The sequence below is a fragment of the Frankia sp. EI5c genome, assembly GCF_001636565.1.
Lineage (GTDB): Bacteria > Actinomycetota > Actinomycetes > Frankiales > Frankiaceae > Parafrankia.
This window is the reverse complement of record NZ_LRTK01000051.1, coordinates 1-16,633: the sequence shown is the minus strand read 5'-3', so window position 1 is coordinate 16,633 and position 16,633 is coordinate 1. Positions and strand designations below refer to the sequence as shown.

Below are 16,633 nucleotides of genomic sequence, written 5' to 3'. Positions count from 1 at the left end.
CGCATGAGCTGCATGACGCCATGCCGTGACTGCATCGCCCGATCCCGACTGAATATGCATTGACGATCTACCGCTTGAAAAGCGCTCTTCCGGCGGAGCATGGTAGATCCATGCCCGCTTCCGGAGCTGGTCCGGATCGGTGGGTCGTCTCTCGGGAGGTAGATGCAGTGGCGGTACCGAGACGGATTCCCGTCGCGTTCTCGACGGTTTTCCCGGCGGGTGCCTTCGTCGTCGGCGTGGAGCCGGTCAACGACTTCGACAAGATCAGGAGTGGTGCGCCGGACCCGCAGCAGCGGGACGAGGAGACCGGCCAGCTCCTGTGGGCGGTGCGGGTGGTCGACGGTGACCCGGAGGCCAGGACGACGGAGGTGAAGGTTCGGATGGTCGCCGTGGTGCAGCCGGTCCCACCGGATCTGATGCCGGGCACGCCGTTCCGCCCCGTGGAGTTCGACCAGCTCACGGTGCTTCCCTACGTGGACCGGCGGGTGGCGGACAAGCCGCGGGTGGCGTTCTCGCTGCGGGCCGGTGGGATGCGCGCTCCGGGCTCGGTCCGGCGCGGGAATGGCGGGGTGGCGGCATGAGCGAACTTGAACGGCGTAGCTCCTCGGCGCATCTCGGCGTGCACGTCGGCTCCGCCTGGTCGTTGCGCTGCCACACGTACCCGGACCGGCCGCCGATCCTGTCGGTGCGGGCCGGTGAAACGCACCTGTCCCTCTCCGCGGCGAACAACGTTGTCACCTCGGACCATGTGGAGTTCGCGTACGCGCTGCTCGCCGCGGTGAACGATTACCTCATCGAGTGTGAGCGTATCCGGTTCGCGGTACTCGGCGATCCGCCGGAGCATCTCGCCGCGTAATCCACGCTGAAGTAACGGACCGTCCGGGGCTGCCGCACTTCCCCGCAGTAGCCCCGGGCCGTCGCTCCCCTTTCCCCTCTCTCTGGTTTCGTGCGCTCGAAAACAGGTGGTATTTGCCATGTCCAGAATCAACGGTGACCGGGCTTTCCCCCGGGTTCCCTCCCGGGCTGACAAAGTGCGCGTCCCGGTGTGGATGCTCGTCCTGGCGGTGGCCGTGAAGGCCCTGGCGCTGGCCGTGCGCTGGTGCTGGCGCCACCGGGTCGCCGTGCCGGTCGCGGTCGGGCTGGCGCTGTTCTGGCACCGGTTCGGCCCGCTCGGCCTGCTGCTCCTGCTCGTCGGCCTGGTGCTCGTCGCCGTGGCGTGGCGTCGGCTGCACGCCCGTTCGTACCGGTGGCTGGCCCGGTGGGTCTGGGGCCGGGTTCGGCTGGCGTTCGTGTACCGGTGGCGGTGGCGGCCGGCGATGGTGCACACCGACCTGGCGATCCGCATGCCGGCGTCCACCGGGGATGAGGTGACCTTTGACGAGTACTTCCCCCGGATCCGCGCGATCCGCTCGACACGGGCTGTGGACGTCCTGCGGGTGGAGCTGCTGCCCGGTCAGACGCCGGAGCAGTGGGCGGAACAGGCCGAAGCGCTCCGGCACGTGTTCCGGGCTCGGCGCTGCCAGGTCCGGGCGGAGGAGCACCGGTTCGTCCGGCTGCACTTCCACCGCCGGGACACCCTGACCGCCCCGGTTGCCCCTNCTGACCTCGCCGCGCCGCGACCGGATGGCCCGGAGGCGGACCGATCGGAGGATGCCGGAACCGCACCTGACCTGCTCGTCGCGGGTCTGGGTGCGGTCCCAGTCGGCCGGCAGGAAGACGGGGAACCGTGGACGCTGCCTGTCCGCAGCACACATCTCCTCGTCGCGGGTGCGACCGGTGCCGGTAAGGGCTCGGTGCTGTGGTCGATCATCCGCGGTCTCGGCCCGGCGGTGCGGGCGGGCCTGGTGGAGCTGTGGGTGTGCGACCCGAAGGGCGGGATGGAACTCGCCTTCGGGGAGCCGCTGTTCGCCCGGTTCGCCACCACCACGGAAACGATCGCTGACCTGCTCGACGACGCGGTGGGCGTGATGCAGGAACGCACGGAGCGGCTGCGGGGCCGAACCCGGCTGCACACCCCGACGGTTGATGATCCGCTGATCGTCGTCGTGGTTGACGAAATCGCGTCGCTGACGGCGTACGTCACGGATCGGGACGTGAAGAAGCGGATCGGGGCGGCGCTGCCGCTGCTGCTGTCGCAGGGCCGGGCGCCCGGGGTCGTGGTCCTGGCGGCGGTGCAGGACCCGCGGAAGGAGGTGTTGCCGTTCCGGGATCTGTTCCCGGTCCGGGTCGCGCTGCGGATGACCGAACCGGAACAGGCCGATCTCGTGCTCGGCTCCGGTGCCCGGGACCGTGGGGCGCGGGCGGACGAGATCCCGGTCTCGCTGCCNGGCGTCGGCTACGTGCTGCACGAGGGACAGCCCGAACCGGTCCGGGTCCGGGCGGCCTACGTCGACGATGTCGAGATCAACCGGACGGTGATCTCCCACCGGTACTCCACGGGGGGGTGGCTGGGTTCCTGATCTCAGCCCGTACCAGGACGGTGCGAGTGAGGGCGGCTGGGTTCCTGACCTCGACCCCTACCGGGATGGGGTGGGGGAAGACGACGGGGACGGCTGGGTTCCTGACCTCAGCCCGTACCAGGACGGTGCGGGTCCGGCCGTTCCCGATGATCTGTCTGGCCTCGGGGAGGTTGCGTGACGTCAACCTCCTTCACCACCGTCACCACCCCGGACCGGGCCGATCATGATGATCGGCCCGGTTCCCGGGCGGCGCGGATGCGGATGCCGCTGGCCCATCAGGTCGTGGAAGCCGTCGCCCTGGAGAACGGGGTGTGCGTGCGGCCGATGGCGATGCGGCGCACGAACCTCGACACCGGCGAGACGGAGATCGTCCCGGTGCCGTGTGGCGCCACGTTGGCGAGCAAGTGCCCGTCGTGTGCGGAGCNGGCGCGGCGGCTGCGGATGGCGCAGTGCAAAGCCGGCTGGCACCTGGAAGACGAACCGGTACCGGACCCGGATCCGCCGTCCGATGACGCGAAGGTTCTTGCCGGCTTCCGCGCGGACCTTGAGGCGGTTCGCCTCGATGCCGACCGTGCCGGAGACGTGGCCGGCGTGGCGGAGATCGACGAACTTATCGGCCAGGTGGACGAGGAACTCAACGTGCTGGGCGTGCGGGGGCGGGCGGCTCCGGAGGATCGGGAGCGTCCTCGTCGGGTCCGCTCGACGCGGCGGCGCCAGGACGCGCCCGACCTGCCCCGGCTGCCCGTCGACCGGCGCACGATCGGGCGGACGTACGAGGCGGCGGACGGGACGGTGTGGCGGCCGTCGATGTTCCTGACGTTGACCTGTGACAGCTACGGGCGGGTGCGCAGTGACGGCACGCCGGTGGATCCGGGCTCGTATGACTACCGGCGGGCGGCCCGCGACGCGATCCACTTCCCGAAGCTGATCGACCGGTTCTGGCAGAACCTGCGCCGTGCCGTGGGCTGGGATGTGCAGTACTTCGCCGCGCTGGAACCGCAACGGCGGCTCGCTCCGCATCTGCACGCGGCGATCCGGGGAACGATCCCGCGGGTACTGCTGCGCCAGGTGGCGGCCGCGACGTACCACCAGGTGTGGTGGCCACCGTGCGACCGGCCGGTCTACGGCGACGATCGGCTACCAATGTGGGACGAGGCGACCGGCGGCTACCTCGACCCGGATTCCGGCGCGGTGCTGCCGACGTGGGACGAGGCGCTCGACGCCATCGGCGAGGACGACGAACCGGCCCACGTGGTCCGCTTCGGCCCGCAACTGCGCGCGGACGGCGTCACGGCGAACTCCGCGCACACCGCCCGGATGATCGGCTACCTCACGAAGTACCTGGTGAAGAGCCTCGACGCCTGCCACGACGTCGCCACCGACGCGCACCGGCGGCACGTCGAACGGCTCGCGGATGCGCTGCGGCATGAACCGTGCTCGCCTGGCTGCTCGAACTGGCTGCGGTACGGCGTCCAGCCGCGGAACCCCAAACCCGGACTCGTCCCGGGCCGCTGCCGGGGGAAGGCGCACCGGCGGGAGACGCTCGGATTCGGTGGACGGCGGGTGCTGGTCTCTCGGCGCTGGTCCGGCAAGACCCTATTGGAACGTTAGCCTTAGCTCATGCAGAACCGAGACAAACAGGGTGGTATCTACGCCAGACGGTCCGTGCTGGACGACCGGCGCGGCCGGTCGGTCTCTGAACAGCAGGAAGCCGGCCGCGCGGATTTCGAGACCCACGGGTGGCATGTCGCCGAGGTCTACGAGGACGACGGCCGGTCCGCCTCACGGTTCGCGACCAAGGAACGCGACGACTGGCCGCGTGTCCTGGCCGACATCGAGGCCGGGCGCCTGGACGTGCTGTGGTTGTGGGAGCCCAGCCGCGGAGACCGCAAACTCGCCGAGTGGGCCGCCTTCCTGGACCTGTGCCGGGAACGCGGAGTGCTGCTGCACATCGGGTCCCACGGACGGACCTACGACCCCGCGAACGCCCGAGACCGGCGCACTCTCGCCGAAGACGGCATCGATTCCGAATACGAGTCGGAGAAGACCTCAAAGCGGGTACGGCGCGCGCTCACAGCCAACGCAGTCAACGGCGTGCCGCACGGCATCGTTCCCTACGGTTACCGGCGTTCCTACCATCCGAAGACCGGCATGCTCCTTGCGCAGGAAGCCGACCCCGAACAGGCCCCGATCGTCGCCGAGATCGCCGCACGGGTCGCCGCCTCCGAACCGATCATCACCATCACCAAGGATCTCAACGCCCGCAAGGTGCCCTCACCGACCGGCCGGCTGTGGACCCGGGCCATCGTCCGCAGGATCGCCAGCCACGAGCGGTACGTCTCCCGCCGCACCTACCAGGGCCAGGTGTTCACCGGGCAGTGGCCGGCACTCATCGACGAGGCGACCTACGCGGCTGCCCGCCGTGTCCTCAGTGACCCGTCCCGCAAGACCACCCGCCCAGGCCGGCAGAAGTGGTTGCTGTCCTACTTCGCGATCTGCGGACAGACCGTCAACGCCGACGGGAAGGCAGACCCCGAGGGAACAGCATGCGGTGCGCCCCTGTGTACCTTTCCGGTCGCGTCGCATCACAACACCCCGACCTACCGGTGTTCCAGCTCCGGCGGACACGTGCAGGTCAACCAGCCAGGGATGGACGACCTGATAGAAGATCTTGTGTGCCGCCGTTTGGCCAGACCCGACCTGTACGAACTTCTGGCCGCTCCCGATGATTCAGCCNTCGTGACCGCCCGCGAAGAAGCCGCCGGGTTGAAGGAGCAGCTAGACGGCTACTACGACGCCGCAGCGCGAAACGCGCTTTCCCCNGCAGGGCTTATCGCGATGGAGCAACGGCTACTGCCACAGATCGCCCAGGCGGAACAGCGCGCGGTCACCGTCGCCGTTCCACGTGCCCTCCAAACCCTGGTCACCCCAGGTGCGACCGCCACCGAGATACGCGGCCGGTGGAAGAAACTCACCGTTCCGGCCCGCCGCGACGTCATCCGCGCGCTGTTCACCGACATCATCCTGTTGCCTCACCCGAAACCAGGGCAGAAGGGCCTACAGGTCCCGCCGCAGCGAGTCCGCCCGCTCTGGCGTACCTACCGCACCGGCAACCAGCCCTAGCCAGGCGAGCGAGACCGCAGCACACGGGCAATCTGCGTCGCCACCCCCGCCGGCAGCTCCGGAGCACACGCCAGCATCTGCGCCATCCACCGTTCCCGCTCACCAGCCATGCTCGCCGCGCGTCCCCCAGACGTGCCCGGCTGGTCAGTGGCGGCCCGCCCGCCCACCCCCACCGGGGTCGGTTGCCGTGTCTCGGTAACGGCCGGGACGATGGGCACGTCAGCCGAAGAACGATCGTCGGAACCTTCGGTGCTTTCCTGCTGGCCAGCCACCAGCCCCACCACGACCACGGGAGCCGAACGGGCATCGTCGAGGTCATCGAACAGCGACGGCTGAACAGAACCTCCGGTACCCATCATTCAGCCCGCCAGGTGCCATCAGGGCTACCAGCCGCCCGTGCCGAGGGCAGATCGGACGGAGGATCAGCGCCGCCNCCGGACCCGAGATGCAGCCCCCGCCCCGCATAGGCCCAGGTCCCGAGAACGATCGTGTTCTCGTCTCCGTCGACCCGGCCGAAGGCATCCACCGGCACCCGGCCCGCCATCGCCGCGCCAATGGTGCGGGACCACACCCGCCGGACCGTCCGCAACGCACCGAACGTGGTGGAGTACCGCCGCGACTTTGACAGCCAGTGACCACCAAACCCCGCCTGATGCGACCAGCGGACCAGACGCGGGATATCCCCCGACTCCCGGCCCAACGCCGCATCCAACGCGGCAGCGAACATCACGTGATGACCGAGCCGCCAGCACGTCTCCACCAGACGGCGCAGGTGGGGCGCCAAGGTGAGCCGGGCCAGCGCTGCCAGCGACCGCACCGGATGATCCAACGCGCCACCCGCCGCCGCGGACTTCGTGATGTACTTCGCCAGATAGTTACTGACCCGGCCCACATCCGCCGGCCCCTCCAGGACGATCCGGCGGATATCGACCTGTACGCCCCAGCGCACCGCCCAGCCGTCATCCGCAACGGTGGTGGTATCGAGAGTGAGCGCGTCCGGATCGGGAGCTGGTACTGCCACCGCGCTCAGGACCCCACGCAGCGCGTCCGCGACCAGCTCACCGGCCGCCCAGGCCGGAGGAGCCGAGTCCGGCCCGTCGGGACCGTCCACCCGGATCACCACGTGCAGGTGAACGACGCCCCGCGCCTGCATCTCCGCGACCTTCACGAACGACAGCCGCGCCGCACGACGAAGCCCCGCCACGGTCAACCCGGCAGCCGCCGCCACCGCCGATTCGGTGGCGTCCCGGGTGACCTTCCACAGCTTCGGGACCAGGGCGTTCCACACCACCGACCGGCCGTAGCCGTAACAGTCCGCGCACAACGGCGACCCCAGCCGGGAATCCGCCTCATGGTGCCGCTCATGACACCCCGCCGGACGCCCGTGTGGGCACAGACCCCGGCGGGGGTGACACGCCCGCACCGGGCCGCCCTTGCTCCGCTGGCGGCGGGAATGCACCGGCCCGAACGACGGCGCGGTGAGCGTGACGAACCAGGCAGGATGATCCGACACGGTGTCCGGCACACCCTTGCCGCCGGCGAGCCCCGCCAGGACGAGACGCCGCGCGTCCCGCTTGTAGATGGCGGAACAGGCCGGACACGCGCTCTCGCGTCGGTTACCGCACCGCACATGCAGCACCCCGCCCGGCTCACCCGCCGAGGTGAACGCGCGCCGGACCTCACCGGTACCGACATCCACATGATCGATATAGCCGGACAGGCGGATCGGCCGACAACAGCCACCCGCCACCAGCCGGTTTTCGGGCAAGCTCACGCCCACGTCCACGGAAACGCACCGCGCCCTTTCGCCCGCCCACCTCACGCGGTCAGGCCCGGACACAGCACAGGCCAGCCAGCGCAACACGCGCGGGAAGAAAGCAGGAATGGGAACAGGAGAACCGGAACGGAAACCGAACCCGGCGGCCCTTCCGCCGTACACCCATCCCACACCGAAACGCCGGCACAATGCTGCACACCAGCCCGGCTCATAACCGGCCGGACAGCGGCATTATCGGTGGCACACACACCGGCACCAGACCGGCAGCACAGGGGAACAGGCGAACGCGCGGGAGAACCCCGCCGGGATCAGCCGGCCCCGTCTACCCGCTCACTCCGCAGGCAGCAGCAACCTTGGACAGCAACAGAACACGGCACATGCGCACCCCAGACGGAACATCAACACGACTGGACGCAGACCACCGACAGGTGGCCTACGATGCAGCAGCCCGAGCCCGGTCCGTGCCGCTCCCAGGCGGCTCAATGTGGACAGCCCGACAATGTGGCGTACTGCCTTACGTGGCGCAGGGCCCGCGGACCCTCGAATGCCAACACCCATAATACCCGGACCGTCCGGACCAAATCCAGCAAACACGACAACACGCGACCACAGGCACGACAACGGCGGCCCCGAACCCGCCGGCCAAGATGGGAAGAGGCCGGACACGTTCAGGACCGCCAGCTCGACACGGTCACCGCCTACAACAGCGCGGCGTCCTCTCCCGCCGCCAGAATCAGCGCGGGAAAGTGCACCTCCCACACCTCGATCGGCGAGACCACCTCATGGTCACGGACACGCACCCGGTGCATCGTGAACGTCACCCCCTCCGGGGTCACGTCCGGGTTGGGCTTGGACCCCGCCATCACGACCCGAGGCGATTCACCGGCCGCCAGCCTCGCCCGCCGCAGCCGGGTCCCCACCGCCCACGCGACCCGCGACGCCATCAGCGACGTGAACCGGCGATGCAGCACCACCAGCCCCACCGGACCAAGCTGGGCAATCCCGATGCTCGCCCCCACCATGATGTCCTCGTCCACCGCCAGCTGATCGGACAGCAGCATCTGCTGAGCCTCGCTGTCCGCCTCCACCGGTTCCGGCAAGGAGCCAACGATCAGAGCGTCACACCGCCGAAGCAGGAACTCCGGAAGCTGCCCGGTGTGAAACTCCCAACCCGCGGCCTCCACCGCCGCCGACCCGCTCACGAGTCCTCCGGCCCGGGACGCAGACCCATCCCGGTCACAGGGTCGCGATCATCCCCAGACCCAGAAACGGCAACACCCGGTATCCCGCAGCCGGAATTCTCCGCTCCCGCGCGTATTCCGCCAGCATCCGAGTGTCGACGAACGGCGCCGCCACCTGGACTCCCGGCACCACCAGTGCCAACGCCCCCGACGGAGTGACCACGTCCCGCACGTTCACCATCCGCAGCAGACCCATACTCGTACCCGTCGTCATCATCCCACCACCACTCCTCACCCGCTCCTTCGTCGTCGTCGAATGGGTCATCTTGGAAATAGCCGGCAGTCACCGGACCCCCTGACGTAATTTCCGGCACCACGTTTCAGTCCGTATTGGCGCGAAACAACTCTTCGAAGGCGTTTGGCCCGTGGCGGCCCTCTAGCCAGGCATAGACCTCCGAGCGATCGCCACTCAGGGTTCCTCTGATGATCGCATCGTGTAGCTCTTCCTGGTCACTGCCGCCGATTTCGGCTAGGAAGGCTTGGTAGCGAGCGTTCACCACTCGTTCGTAGGAAGCCATAGCAGCCAGGTATCTGTGCTGGTTTGCGGCACCGGCAGGTTCTGTCAGTGACGCTAGGCCGGTTCGGTCGGTGTCCGATAGCTGGCCTGTCGCGTCGCGGAATACCAGGCCGTCAAACCCGGTGTGCTCAGCTCGCAGCTTGTACGTCGCCGCGACTTGACGGGCGATGGCGCGGGCTTCACGATCCACGGCGCCTTCCGTCACGATGCCCAGGTTGCGTGTCGTCCGCGAGCCGGGCCGGTCACGGGCCGAGTANGGTGATCCGTTCAGGTCCCGTCGGTTCAAGCCGTAGCGAACGCGAGTCAGCGTGTCGTTGTGCAGGGTATACACGCGGTAACTGGCGTAGTGCAGGCAGTCGTGCGCGTACGTTCGCAACAAATCGAGCGCCGTTAGTGCCGCCTGCTCCCGGCCAGATGCAGCCAGCTGGCCGTAGCTGGTCACGACTGCGCCTAGCTGAATGTGCCGGTAACCCTGTTGGGGATAGTGGAAACCGCCGAAGGAAGAAGGATCGCTGGAACGAATTCCGACCCATACTCGGTCGACCGGAAGGGTGCCGAGTAGGCCGAAGTTCATGAAACGCCGAGAAAGAATCGCTAAACCGGCGTAGAAGATCTCCCGTAACAGGCTGTCATGCCAGCCATCCACAACCCAATGCAGGAGCGAGAAGCGAAGGTTTGGATGGTGACCGGTGAAGGTCGCGGATGCCCTGACGAATGCAAGCCGCTGCATCGCTTCGGCGCGGTCTTCCGTTCCTCCCGAAACATGTTCGTTCGGACCTAGGAATGTCGGCGTCAACGATCTCTGGATCGGCCAGCTCAGTGTGTCTTCTGTATCAGGGTTCGGTGTGACTCCAGTAGACCTTCCGGAAGGCGGTCCGTTGCGAACCACTGTGCCTCCAGGACTTCGAACGAGTCGATTTTGATATCTCCTCCGACTAGGTCCGCCGTATAGGCAATCTCTACTCGCAGGCGATACCCGCTTTTCAGATTGACCAGGTCGCCGACGCGGACTGTGAGCCCCGTTTCCTCCAGGACTTCCCGGGCAACCGTGTCCTCGAAAGTCTCCGACCGCTTCGCGTACCCGGTCGGGAGCCCCCACTGTCGATGCTCTGGCCACAGGCGATGCCGAAGGAGCAAAACGCGACCCTCGCCATCTTTCACGATTCCGCTCACACCGACCATGAAGGTTGCATGCCACAGCCAGAGCACACGCCACTGCACCGAACCACGTAGCGCCCGCCAGGTCATCGCTGCAATCCTCTTCATAGTGCTGTTCCCTTCCATCGGTGTGCCACCGGCACATGAGTGACCCGGCGATGATGCACCACTGCCCGAGGAGGGCCGCGGAGGGACAGTGATGCCCGCGACATCCTCCGGCCCAGCGGTTCCCCGATGGCGCCAGACATCCGACCTCCTGTGGTCACGAACGCGGAGCGACAGNCCCGGGCAGAACAGCGGACAGGGTGTGTGGCCCGACACGATCTAGTTCCGCCCGGAGCCGTCCGGCAGGCGTGACGCCNGCCATCGGATCCGAGGTATGCCGCGCCCACCGAGGTGCGACGCCAGCCGGGGACTTGGCGTCAGCCCGGCTGGAGCCGCCACCACATCGTGTCGCCACTCTGCGTGTCTGATCCAGGACAGTTAGAGGGGAGCGTTGAGGGGCTGATAGGGGGGCAGATAGCCGGCATAGTCGCCCCGGCAGGTACGACCAGCGCGCCGAGAATGAGGAGACCAACCGCGACATGAGACGATCAGCCCATGCGCACCGCGGGAAAGCAGGGGCCGTGACCGAGCCGAACCACCAGCTGCGAGGCGCCNGGGAACGCATCGAGTCACCGCACGCGCCCGGCCAGCCGCTGTCACGCGTCGAGCTGGCGGACCTCGTCAACGAAGCGGTGTTCCGTGCCACTCGCCGCACAACCGCGGTAGACGATCATTACATCGGAAAGCTGGAACGAGGGGCCATCCGCTGGCCGCAGGCGGACTATCGGACCGCACTCCGCACCATTCTCCGGACGGATACAGACACCGCGTTGGGCTTTCGCCGCCCACGTCGCACACACAGCCGGCCGACGGATGTGATCATCCCCCNAGTGGCCCTCAGCCCGCCCGGTGTCGACCCCTCGGCGACTCGGCAGGTTGGGGATCATGCGAATCGGGAGCTACGTTCGACGACCACACCAGCAGGGAACCTCTCTGCTGATCTCGATCTCCTGGACGAGTGGTCGGCCATGCTACGTAGAGAGCTACTCACCCACGGGGCGGCAGCACTCACCGCCCTCACACACCTTGAGTCATATCTTTCCGCACTCGACGCTGATCCAATTTCGAAGATATCGGTATTGCGCGCGGTAGTGACTGCGCAACGCCGCCGCGAAGGTACAATGCCTGCCCGCGGCCTCGCCGGAATCGTAGTCGAACACCTACGTCTTCTTAGTGCGGTAGGAAAGAGCAGCCGCGACCCAGCAGCAAAGCGGCTTGCTGCCGAGGCCCTAAGCGAGGGGTTTGGATTCCTAGCGTGGCTCGCGTGGGACATGTGGGAGATCGGCTCAGCTCAACGCTATTACCATGCCGCGGTCCGGATGGCNCGCCAGTCCCAGCACCCGACTCTGCCGGCCTACATGCTCGGCAGTACCGCTGTCTTCACTGCCAAATCCGGGAATCCGCAGCGCGCGTTGGATCTTGTGGACCAGGCCGCAGAATCTCTACGTCCTCACGCCAGTGACACCATTAAAGCCTGGTTGTACTCGACAGCTGCCACGACCCATGCAGTCGCACAGCAGAAGACGCAAACCTGGCGGTACCTCGATATGGCCCAAGAAGCCACAGCTCGGATCGGCGCGGATGACAGTCCGCCCTGGCCCTGGATCATGCGGTTCAGTGATGAGAAACTAGCAGGCTACCGACTCGCGGCCGCAGTCGATCTGCGTGACTCTGTGGCAGCGTTGAACTCCGCACCCATGGCCACGAGAGCACAGGCTCACAGCGCGCAGCATGCCCTTAATCTACTGGCGCATGCCGATGCACACGCGATGAGGCGAGAGTACGACCAGAGCGCCACGATAGCCCTTGCCGCCCTCGAAGCTGCTTCGACAAAGACGTCCCAGCGAGTCATACGTGCGGCTTGGAAAACCCGTCAGGCGTTGCCGGCACCNCCACAGATTTCGTCAGTTCGACAGCTCGANGTCCGACTCCGTGAACTGGATCCGCTCGACATCTGAGAGGTAAACGATGACTCGCGTCGGAATTACGGGCCACCGTGGCTTAACTCCGGAGATAGAAGCACATGTGGACCGAGAGATTCGCGGCTTCCTCGCCCAGTTGAGAAATTCCGACCTCGTTGGAATCAGCTGCCTTGCGGACGGAGCGGATACCCTATTCGCCGAGGCCGTCCTAGATCTTGGAGGGCAACTAGTCGTAGTAGTCCCCGCGCAGACCTACCGCGACGGTCTACCNGAGGAACATCATCCGGTCTACGATGACCTGTACAGTCGGGCGGAAAAGATTCACCAGCTGCCCTATCAGGAGTCCGATTCCCAAGCGCACATGCACGCGAGTCGCCTACTTGTAGATCAATCGGATCAGGTCGTCGCCGTCTGGGACGGGCAGCCNGGCAGGGGACCCGGCGGAACGGCCGATGTCGTCGAGTATGCCCGCTCCCACGGCCATCTGGTCCGCATCATCTGGCCAGATGGAGTCATCCGACCCTGACGCAAGCGCATCACCGATGTGCATCACCAACCGGGCATGACCGGGGCATGATCGCCATCGCTAATGTTCTGTACGGGTTTCAAGGCGCCCCTTCGGGGCGCGCGTGCGCCCTGCCGCACACGCCGTGCGCGCCGCACTCGCCACGCCCGGCCGGCTCGCCGCACCCGGCCCGGGGCCCCGCCTCCCTCCGGTCGGCACCCCGTCCGGAGCGTCGGCCTGCCGGGTGTGTCGGTGCGTCGGCCCGTCGGAGCGGCAGGCCACCCGCTGTACGTCCTAAGGTCTGCGCCTGCGGTTCGCGATAGAGAAGGACGCCCTACGGGCGGCCCATATCCGAGGGCTACGCCCAGAGACCGCGAGATCCGAGAAACACCGGATTGCCGGGCGCAACCGGGTAGGTGCGCGTCGCACGGCGGCTCACGGAAGATGCCCATTCCCCGTTGTGCCGAATGGTCTAACGGCCTGGCGACGCCATCAAGGGCNGGCTACGCCCGTCGGCAAGCCGATCACCCTACGGGCGACCCTTGACACCGCCACCAGCCCGCTACGAGCGGCACCCATGGGGGATGGGACGAAAAAACGGGAGGGCCGAAGACAGATCCCCCCGGGGGTTGGCACGGGCGGTGCCGGACTCGCAGGCAGCCGCCACCCACGCCCCTACCGCCGACGTCACGCGGCGCAGGTGACCCCACGTCGCGCGGCGCGTGTCCGTACACGCGGAAACGGCCGGTAACCGCGATCCGGGTTACCGGCCGTTCGAGACTTACGCAGCGTTACGCCGCCAGGAGCGAGGCCACCAGCTCACGGCAGTCCGGGTTGTCCGTGTCCATGTCTTCCTGGACCATGAGCAGCCGGACCCCGGCGCAGCGCAGCATCTCCAGAGCCGCCAGCCGGCCCGCTTCCGTTTCGGCAAGCCGGTCGATGCTGTCGACCACGACCACGTCATAGCGGCCCGCGCGGACCAGCCCCAGCGCCGCCCACCAGGCCCGCAGCCCCGACCCGAACTCACGTACCGCACCCCCAGCAGTCCAGCCCCGGGCCGCGCACGCCGAGGTGAACACCTCACGCTGTCCGGCGCCGTCCCCGGGACCGGTGTGTCGGGTGAAGCTCAGCGCCCGCACCGTGCCCGCCATCACTGGCCCCCGTCCCGACGGTGCCGACCAGGGCCACCCGGGAACCCCGAGACCTGAGCCCGGTACCACAGGCTCGCCATCGTGCCCGCCACCGTCAGGGTGTCCCACCACTTACCCGCCACGTCCAACGGCGCGTTCGGGTCCACCATCACCTGCACCCCGCCCGGCAGCACCAGCACCGGCCGCAACGCGGCGTACCGGGTGTGCTTGGGCAACTGAATCTCCGCATCCTCCGACGGATGCGCCTGCAACACCAGGTTCAACCGGGACCGGCCATCACCGATCGTCCCGTATGGCATCATGGCCATGGGTTCCACTCCTGTTCACCCAGGATGGGAATCAAGGCCCGGGGCTGGTGTTGGTAGCACCATCCCGGGCCGCTTTATTCAATTCCCTTTCATGATACCCGCCGGGTGCCGGAAAATCCGGCGATTCGAGGAAGCCGGAAGAATGTCACCGGCAGATTCTCCGAGGGGTCATTCAGCGGAAGACGCGGAGACGAACTGCCGCGTCACGTCGATCATCACGTGATGAACGTGCCCTCAGTCAGTGCTGCTGCCCAAGGGTTAACGGTTGACAACCACGTTGACCGATCACCGGGCCGATCGGCTCGCCTGGGTTCGAGAGCAGCTCGAAGCGCTCGGGCAGACCGGCTCCGGTCCGGCCGGCGGGCAGGACCCAACCCGGACGGCGTGGACGCTGCTCCACCCCGGCGACCCGGCCGCACCACGCCGTGAACACCTGCTGCTCCAGGCGGTCGCGCAACGCCACGCCTGGCGGGCACAGCTCGATCGGGATCGGCGTCCAGCCTCCGGCGGGCTTCCGGCAACCGGTCCACCCATGACCGCGAACGCCGCCTGATCCGTTGCCGTGACGGTCCAAAGGGGACAGATGACCAAGCTGTTGTTCACTCCGGCTGAAGCCGCGGAGATCCTCGCGATCGGCCGGACCACCGTGTACGAACTGCTCGCCACGGGCGCCCTGGANTCGGTGCGGATCGGCCGGTCCCGGCGGATCCCGCGGGCTGCGCTCAACGCCTACGTCCGGCGGCTGCGGGGCCTCGATGAGGACCAGGCTGCCTGACCGATGCCCGTGCCCGGTCAGGGAGCGGCCGCGTCTCCGTGGCCGGCTGCTGTCAGGTGTTCAGTGGGTCGTAGTCGCCAGCCAGCCATCGCAGAAAGCGTCGGGGGCGGTCTACGTAGGTCTGGATCGTGCTCGGTGTTCGTCCGCTGGACACGAGTATTCGTTCATAGCGATCAAGTGCCTGGTGCAGGTCATCCAACGTCCACTGATCCGGTCGCCCCTGGCTCTTGGCTGGTCGTGGCGCCTGGCGTGCGGCGTGCCACTTCTCGATGTCCTCGGCGTTCCAGACCTTTCCCATGCTCAGGACGGCTACCGGCTCAGGGAAGGCCACATCGTCACGGAGGATTTGATGAACCCGCGACGGGCTCACGTTCAGCATCTGGGCGATCTCCGCCGCGCCCATGAGCTTGATCGTTGACATGAGCCACATCATAGCTTGACGAGCCATTAGCCTCATGCCTACTGTAGGCGGTAGCGGTCCCGGTGGGTGCGCCAACACCCACCGGGACCTTGATCCCAATCCTGACTGCACAGGAGTTGAGACCCATGCCCATTTTCTCGTCTGGCGGCTTCGGCGCGTGGCGGACCCCCGGTGGCGGCGAGTCCCCGTTGATCGCGGCACGTGAGCGGGGTACCGGAGAGCTGGTGCTGACGATCCGTCCCGGGGCCGATGTCGGCGACCTGGTGGCGGTGCTCGGCGCGCTGCCCGCGGATGCGTTCTTCACGGAGCACTTCGGCGATGTGAACGCGGTGCTCGTCTTCCGGCAGGTGCCCGGGGATTCGGCCGGACTCCCGGTGGCTGTGGATCCCTCGGCGGGACCGGCGGCGGCGAGCGTTCCGCTCCCGTAGCGGCTCCTCTGCCTGCTCTACCCCTCCATTTTTCTTCCGTCCTCTGGTGGCGCTTGAAGCTGTCGGGGTGTCGGACGGGTCCAGGGTCGGCCGTAGGCCGATCGCGTAGCGACGCGAAGCGCCCTGGACGCGGCCGGCGCCCCGGCAGACCATTCCCGCGCCAGAGAACGGAAACCCCACCGCACAGGGCGACGCCACCCGCGGCCCGCGTGCCCCTTCCCGTTCTTCTTTCGGCAAGGAGCTGTCTTCGTCATGCCCACGAACGACAACGAACCCCGCACGATGAGCCTGCAACAGGCGCTCCGCGAGCACCTCGAACGCGCCGAACGTGGCGAAGGTCGTCACTACCCACAGCCGGAAGGGGAGGACAAGTTCGCCTGCGACATGGGCGACAGCCTGTACGGCTGCGCCTGGTGCGACAACATCACCTGGCCGGACGGCAACCCGTTGGATGTGGCCTGATGACCGGGCAGGAACCTCGCGGGGACGAGGACAACCCGGACGGGTCGGCCGGCAGGAAGAGGAAGCAGAACCGCCGGGCGCAGGGTGAGGGCTCGGTGTACTGGCGTGAGGACCGTCAGCGCTGGGTCATCGAGATCGACTACGGCGTGGTGAACGGCCGGCGCAAGCGGGTGCNGCGCTACTTCAAGACCCAGGAAGAAGCGGTCGAAGAGCAGCGGAAGGAGCGGCAGAGCAAGGCGGACGGGTTGGCGACCCTCGACCGGCGCTCACGCTTCGCGGAC

General features: G+C 67.5%; 11 protein-coding genes and 10 pseudogenes. 14 read left to right on the top strand and 7 right to left on the bottom strand.

Going from position 1 to position 16,633, the window contains the following annotated elements; translation table 11 throughout:
- Positions 1 to 167: 167 nt before the first annotated feature.
- The 9 genes and pseudogenes from UG55_RS19065 to UG55_RS30155 all read left to right on the top strand — a co-directional run.
- On the top strand, positions 168 to 581 hold the full coding sequence (locus UG55_RS19065) for a plasmid replication, integration and excision activator (protein WP_066070977.1): 414 nt from the start codon (positions 168 to 170) through the stop codon (positions 579 to 581).
- Positions 578 to 856: a hypothetical protein gene (locus tag UG55_RS19060; protein WP_066070975.1), complete on the top strand. Its 279-nt coding sequence runs from the start codon at positions 578 to 580 to the stop codon at positions 854 to 856. The genes UG55_RS19065 and UG55_RS19060 overlap by 4 nt, the downstream gene beginning before the upstream one ends.
- A gap of 118 nt (positions 857 to 974) precedes the next feature.
- A pseudogene (locus tag UG55_RS39295) lies at positions 975 to 1,598 on the top strand (cell division protein FtsK); the annotation flags it as partial.
- A 1-nt stretch (position 1,599) separates the two neighbouring features.
- Positions 1,600 to 2,326 (top strand): annotated as a pseudogene (locus UG55_RS39290) (FtsK/SpoIIIE domain-containing protein); the annotation flags it as partial.
- A 1-nt stretch (position 2,327) separates the two neighbouring features.
- Positions 2,328 to 2,637, top strand: a pseudogene (locus tag UG55_RS39285) (cell division protein FtsK); the annotation flags it as partial.
- Between the two features lie 77 nt (positions 2,638 to 2,714).
- A pseudogene (locus tag UG55_RS39280) lies at positions 2,715 to 2,883 on the top strand (replication initiator); the annotation flags it as partial.
- A 1-nt stretch (position 2,884) separates the two neighbouring features.
- A pseudogene (locus UG55_RS39275) lies at positions 2,885 to 4,064 on the top strand (replication initiator); the annotation flags it as partial.
- 15 nt (positions 4,065 to 4,079) lie between these two features.
- A pseudogene (locus tag UG55_RS47640) lies at positions 4,080 to 5,195 on the top strand (recombinase family protein); the annotation flags it as partial.
- Positions 5,196 to 5,282: 87 nt separating this feature from the next.
- Positions 5,283 to 5,582: pseudogene (locus UG55_RS30155) on the top strand (hypothetical protein); the annotation flags it as partial.
- A 434-nt stretch (positions 5,583 to 6,016) separates the two neighbouring features.
- Here UG55_RS30155 and UG55_RS39270 read toward each other — a convergent pair.
- From UG55_RS39270 to UG55_RS19005, 6 genes are all read right to left on the bottom strand, one after another.
- The coding region (locus UG55_RS39270) for a replication initiator (protein WP_313954627.1) at positions 6,017 to 7,332 on the bottom strand (1,316 nt) is incomplete at its 3' end.
- 725 nt (positions 7,333 to 8,057) lie between these two features.
- Positions 8,058 to 8,459, bottom strand: coding sequence for a hypothetical protein (locus tag UG55_RS19030; RefSeq protein WP_242424766.1), 402 nt, complete (start codon positions 8,457 to 8,459; stop codon positions 8,058 to 8,060).
- 136 nt (positions 8,460 to 8,595) lie between these two features.
- A complete protein-coding gene (locus tag UG55_RS19025) occupies positions 8,596 to 8,865 on the bottom strand; it encodes a hypothetical protein (RefSeq protein WP_242424765.1) in 270 nt (89 codons plus the stop codon).
- A gap of 1,068 nt (positions 8,866 to 9,933) precedes the next feature.
- Positions 9,934 to 10,383 (bottom strand): NUDIX domain-containing protein, encoded by a 450-nt coding sequence (locus tag UG55_RS19015; protein ID WP_066071122.1) that lies wholly within the window; start codon positions 10,381 to 10,383, stop codon positions 9,934 to 9,936.
- Between the two features lie 3,215 nt (positions 10,384 to 13,598).
- Complete coding sequence (locus tag UG55_RS19010; RefSeq protein ID WP_066065863.1) at positions 13,599 to 13,958, bottom strand: recombinase family protein; 360 nt, start codon at positions 13,956 to 13,958, stop codon at positions 13,599 to 13,601.
- Complete coding sequence (locus UG55_RS19005) at positions 13,958 to 14,266, bottom strand: energy transducer TonB (protein WP_066065866.1); 309 nt, start codon at positions 14,264 to 14,266, stop codon at positions 13,958 to 13,960. Before UG55_RS19005 ends, UG55_RS19010 begins: the two co-directional genes overlap by 1 nt.
- Before the next feature lie 274 nt (positions 14,267 to 14,540).
- On the opposite strand from UG55_RS19005, the pseudogene UG55_RS39265 reads away from it, so the two are divergent.
- The 3 pseudogenes from UG55_RS39265 to UG55_RS39255 form a co-directional block, all read left to right on the top strand.
- Positions 14,541 to 14,819 (top strand): annotated as a pseudogene (locus UG55_RS39265) (replication initiation protein); the annotation flags it as partial.
- Positions 14,820 to 14,849: 30 nt separating this feature from the next.
- Positions 14,850 to 14,944 (top strand): annotated as a pseudogene (locus UG55_RS39260) (helix-turn-helix domain-containing protein); the annotation flags it as partial.
- A 1-nt stretch (position 14,945) separates the two neighbouring features.
- Positions 14,946 to 15,041: pseudogene (locus UG55_RS39255) on the top strand (transcriptional regulator); the annotation flags it as partial.
- Positions 15,042 to 15,093: 52 nt separating this feature from the next.
- Here UG55_RS39255 and UG55_RS18990 read toward each other — a convergent pair.
- Positions 15,094 to 15,462, bottom strand: a complete 369-nt coding sequence (locus UG55_RS18990; protein WP_066065915.1) for an AlpA family transcriptional regulator — start codon at positions 15,460 to 15,462, stop codon at positions 15,094 to 15,096.
- A 125-nt stretch (positions 15,463 to 15,587) separates the two neighbouring features.
- Between UG55_RS18990 and UG55_RS18985 the strand changes: the two genes are divergently transcribed.
- Both UG55_RS18985 and UG55_RS18980 read left to right on the top strand, forming a co-directional pair.
- Positions 15,588 to 15,890, top strand: a complete 303-nt coding sequence (locus tag UG55_RS18985) for a hypothetical protein (RefSeq protein WP_066065874.1) — start codon at positions 15,588 to 15,590, stop codon at positions 15,888 to 15,890.
- A 252-nt stretch (positions 15,891 to 16,142) separates the two neighbouring features.
- Complete coding sequence (locus tag UG55_RS18980; RefSeq protein ID WP_066065877.1) at positions 16,143 to 16,352, top strand: hypothetical protein; 210 nt, start codon at positions 16,143 to 16,145, stop codon at positions 16,350 to 16,352.
- Positions 16,353 to 16,633 lie beyond the last annotated feature (281 nt).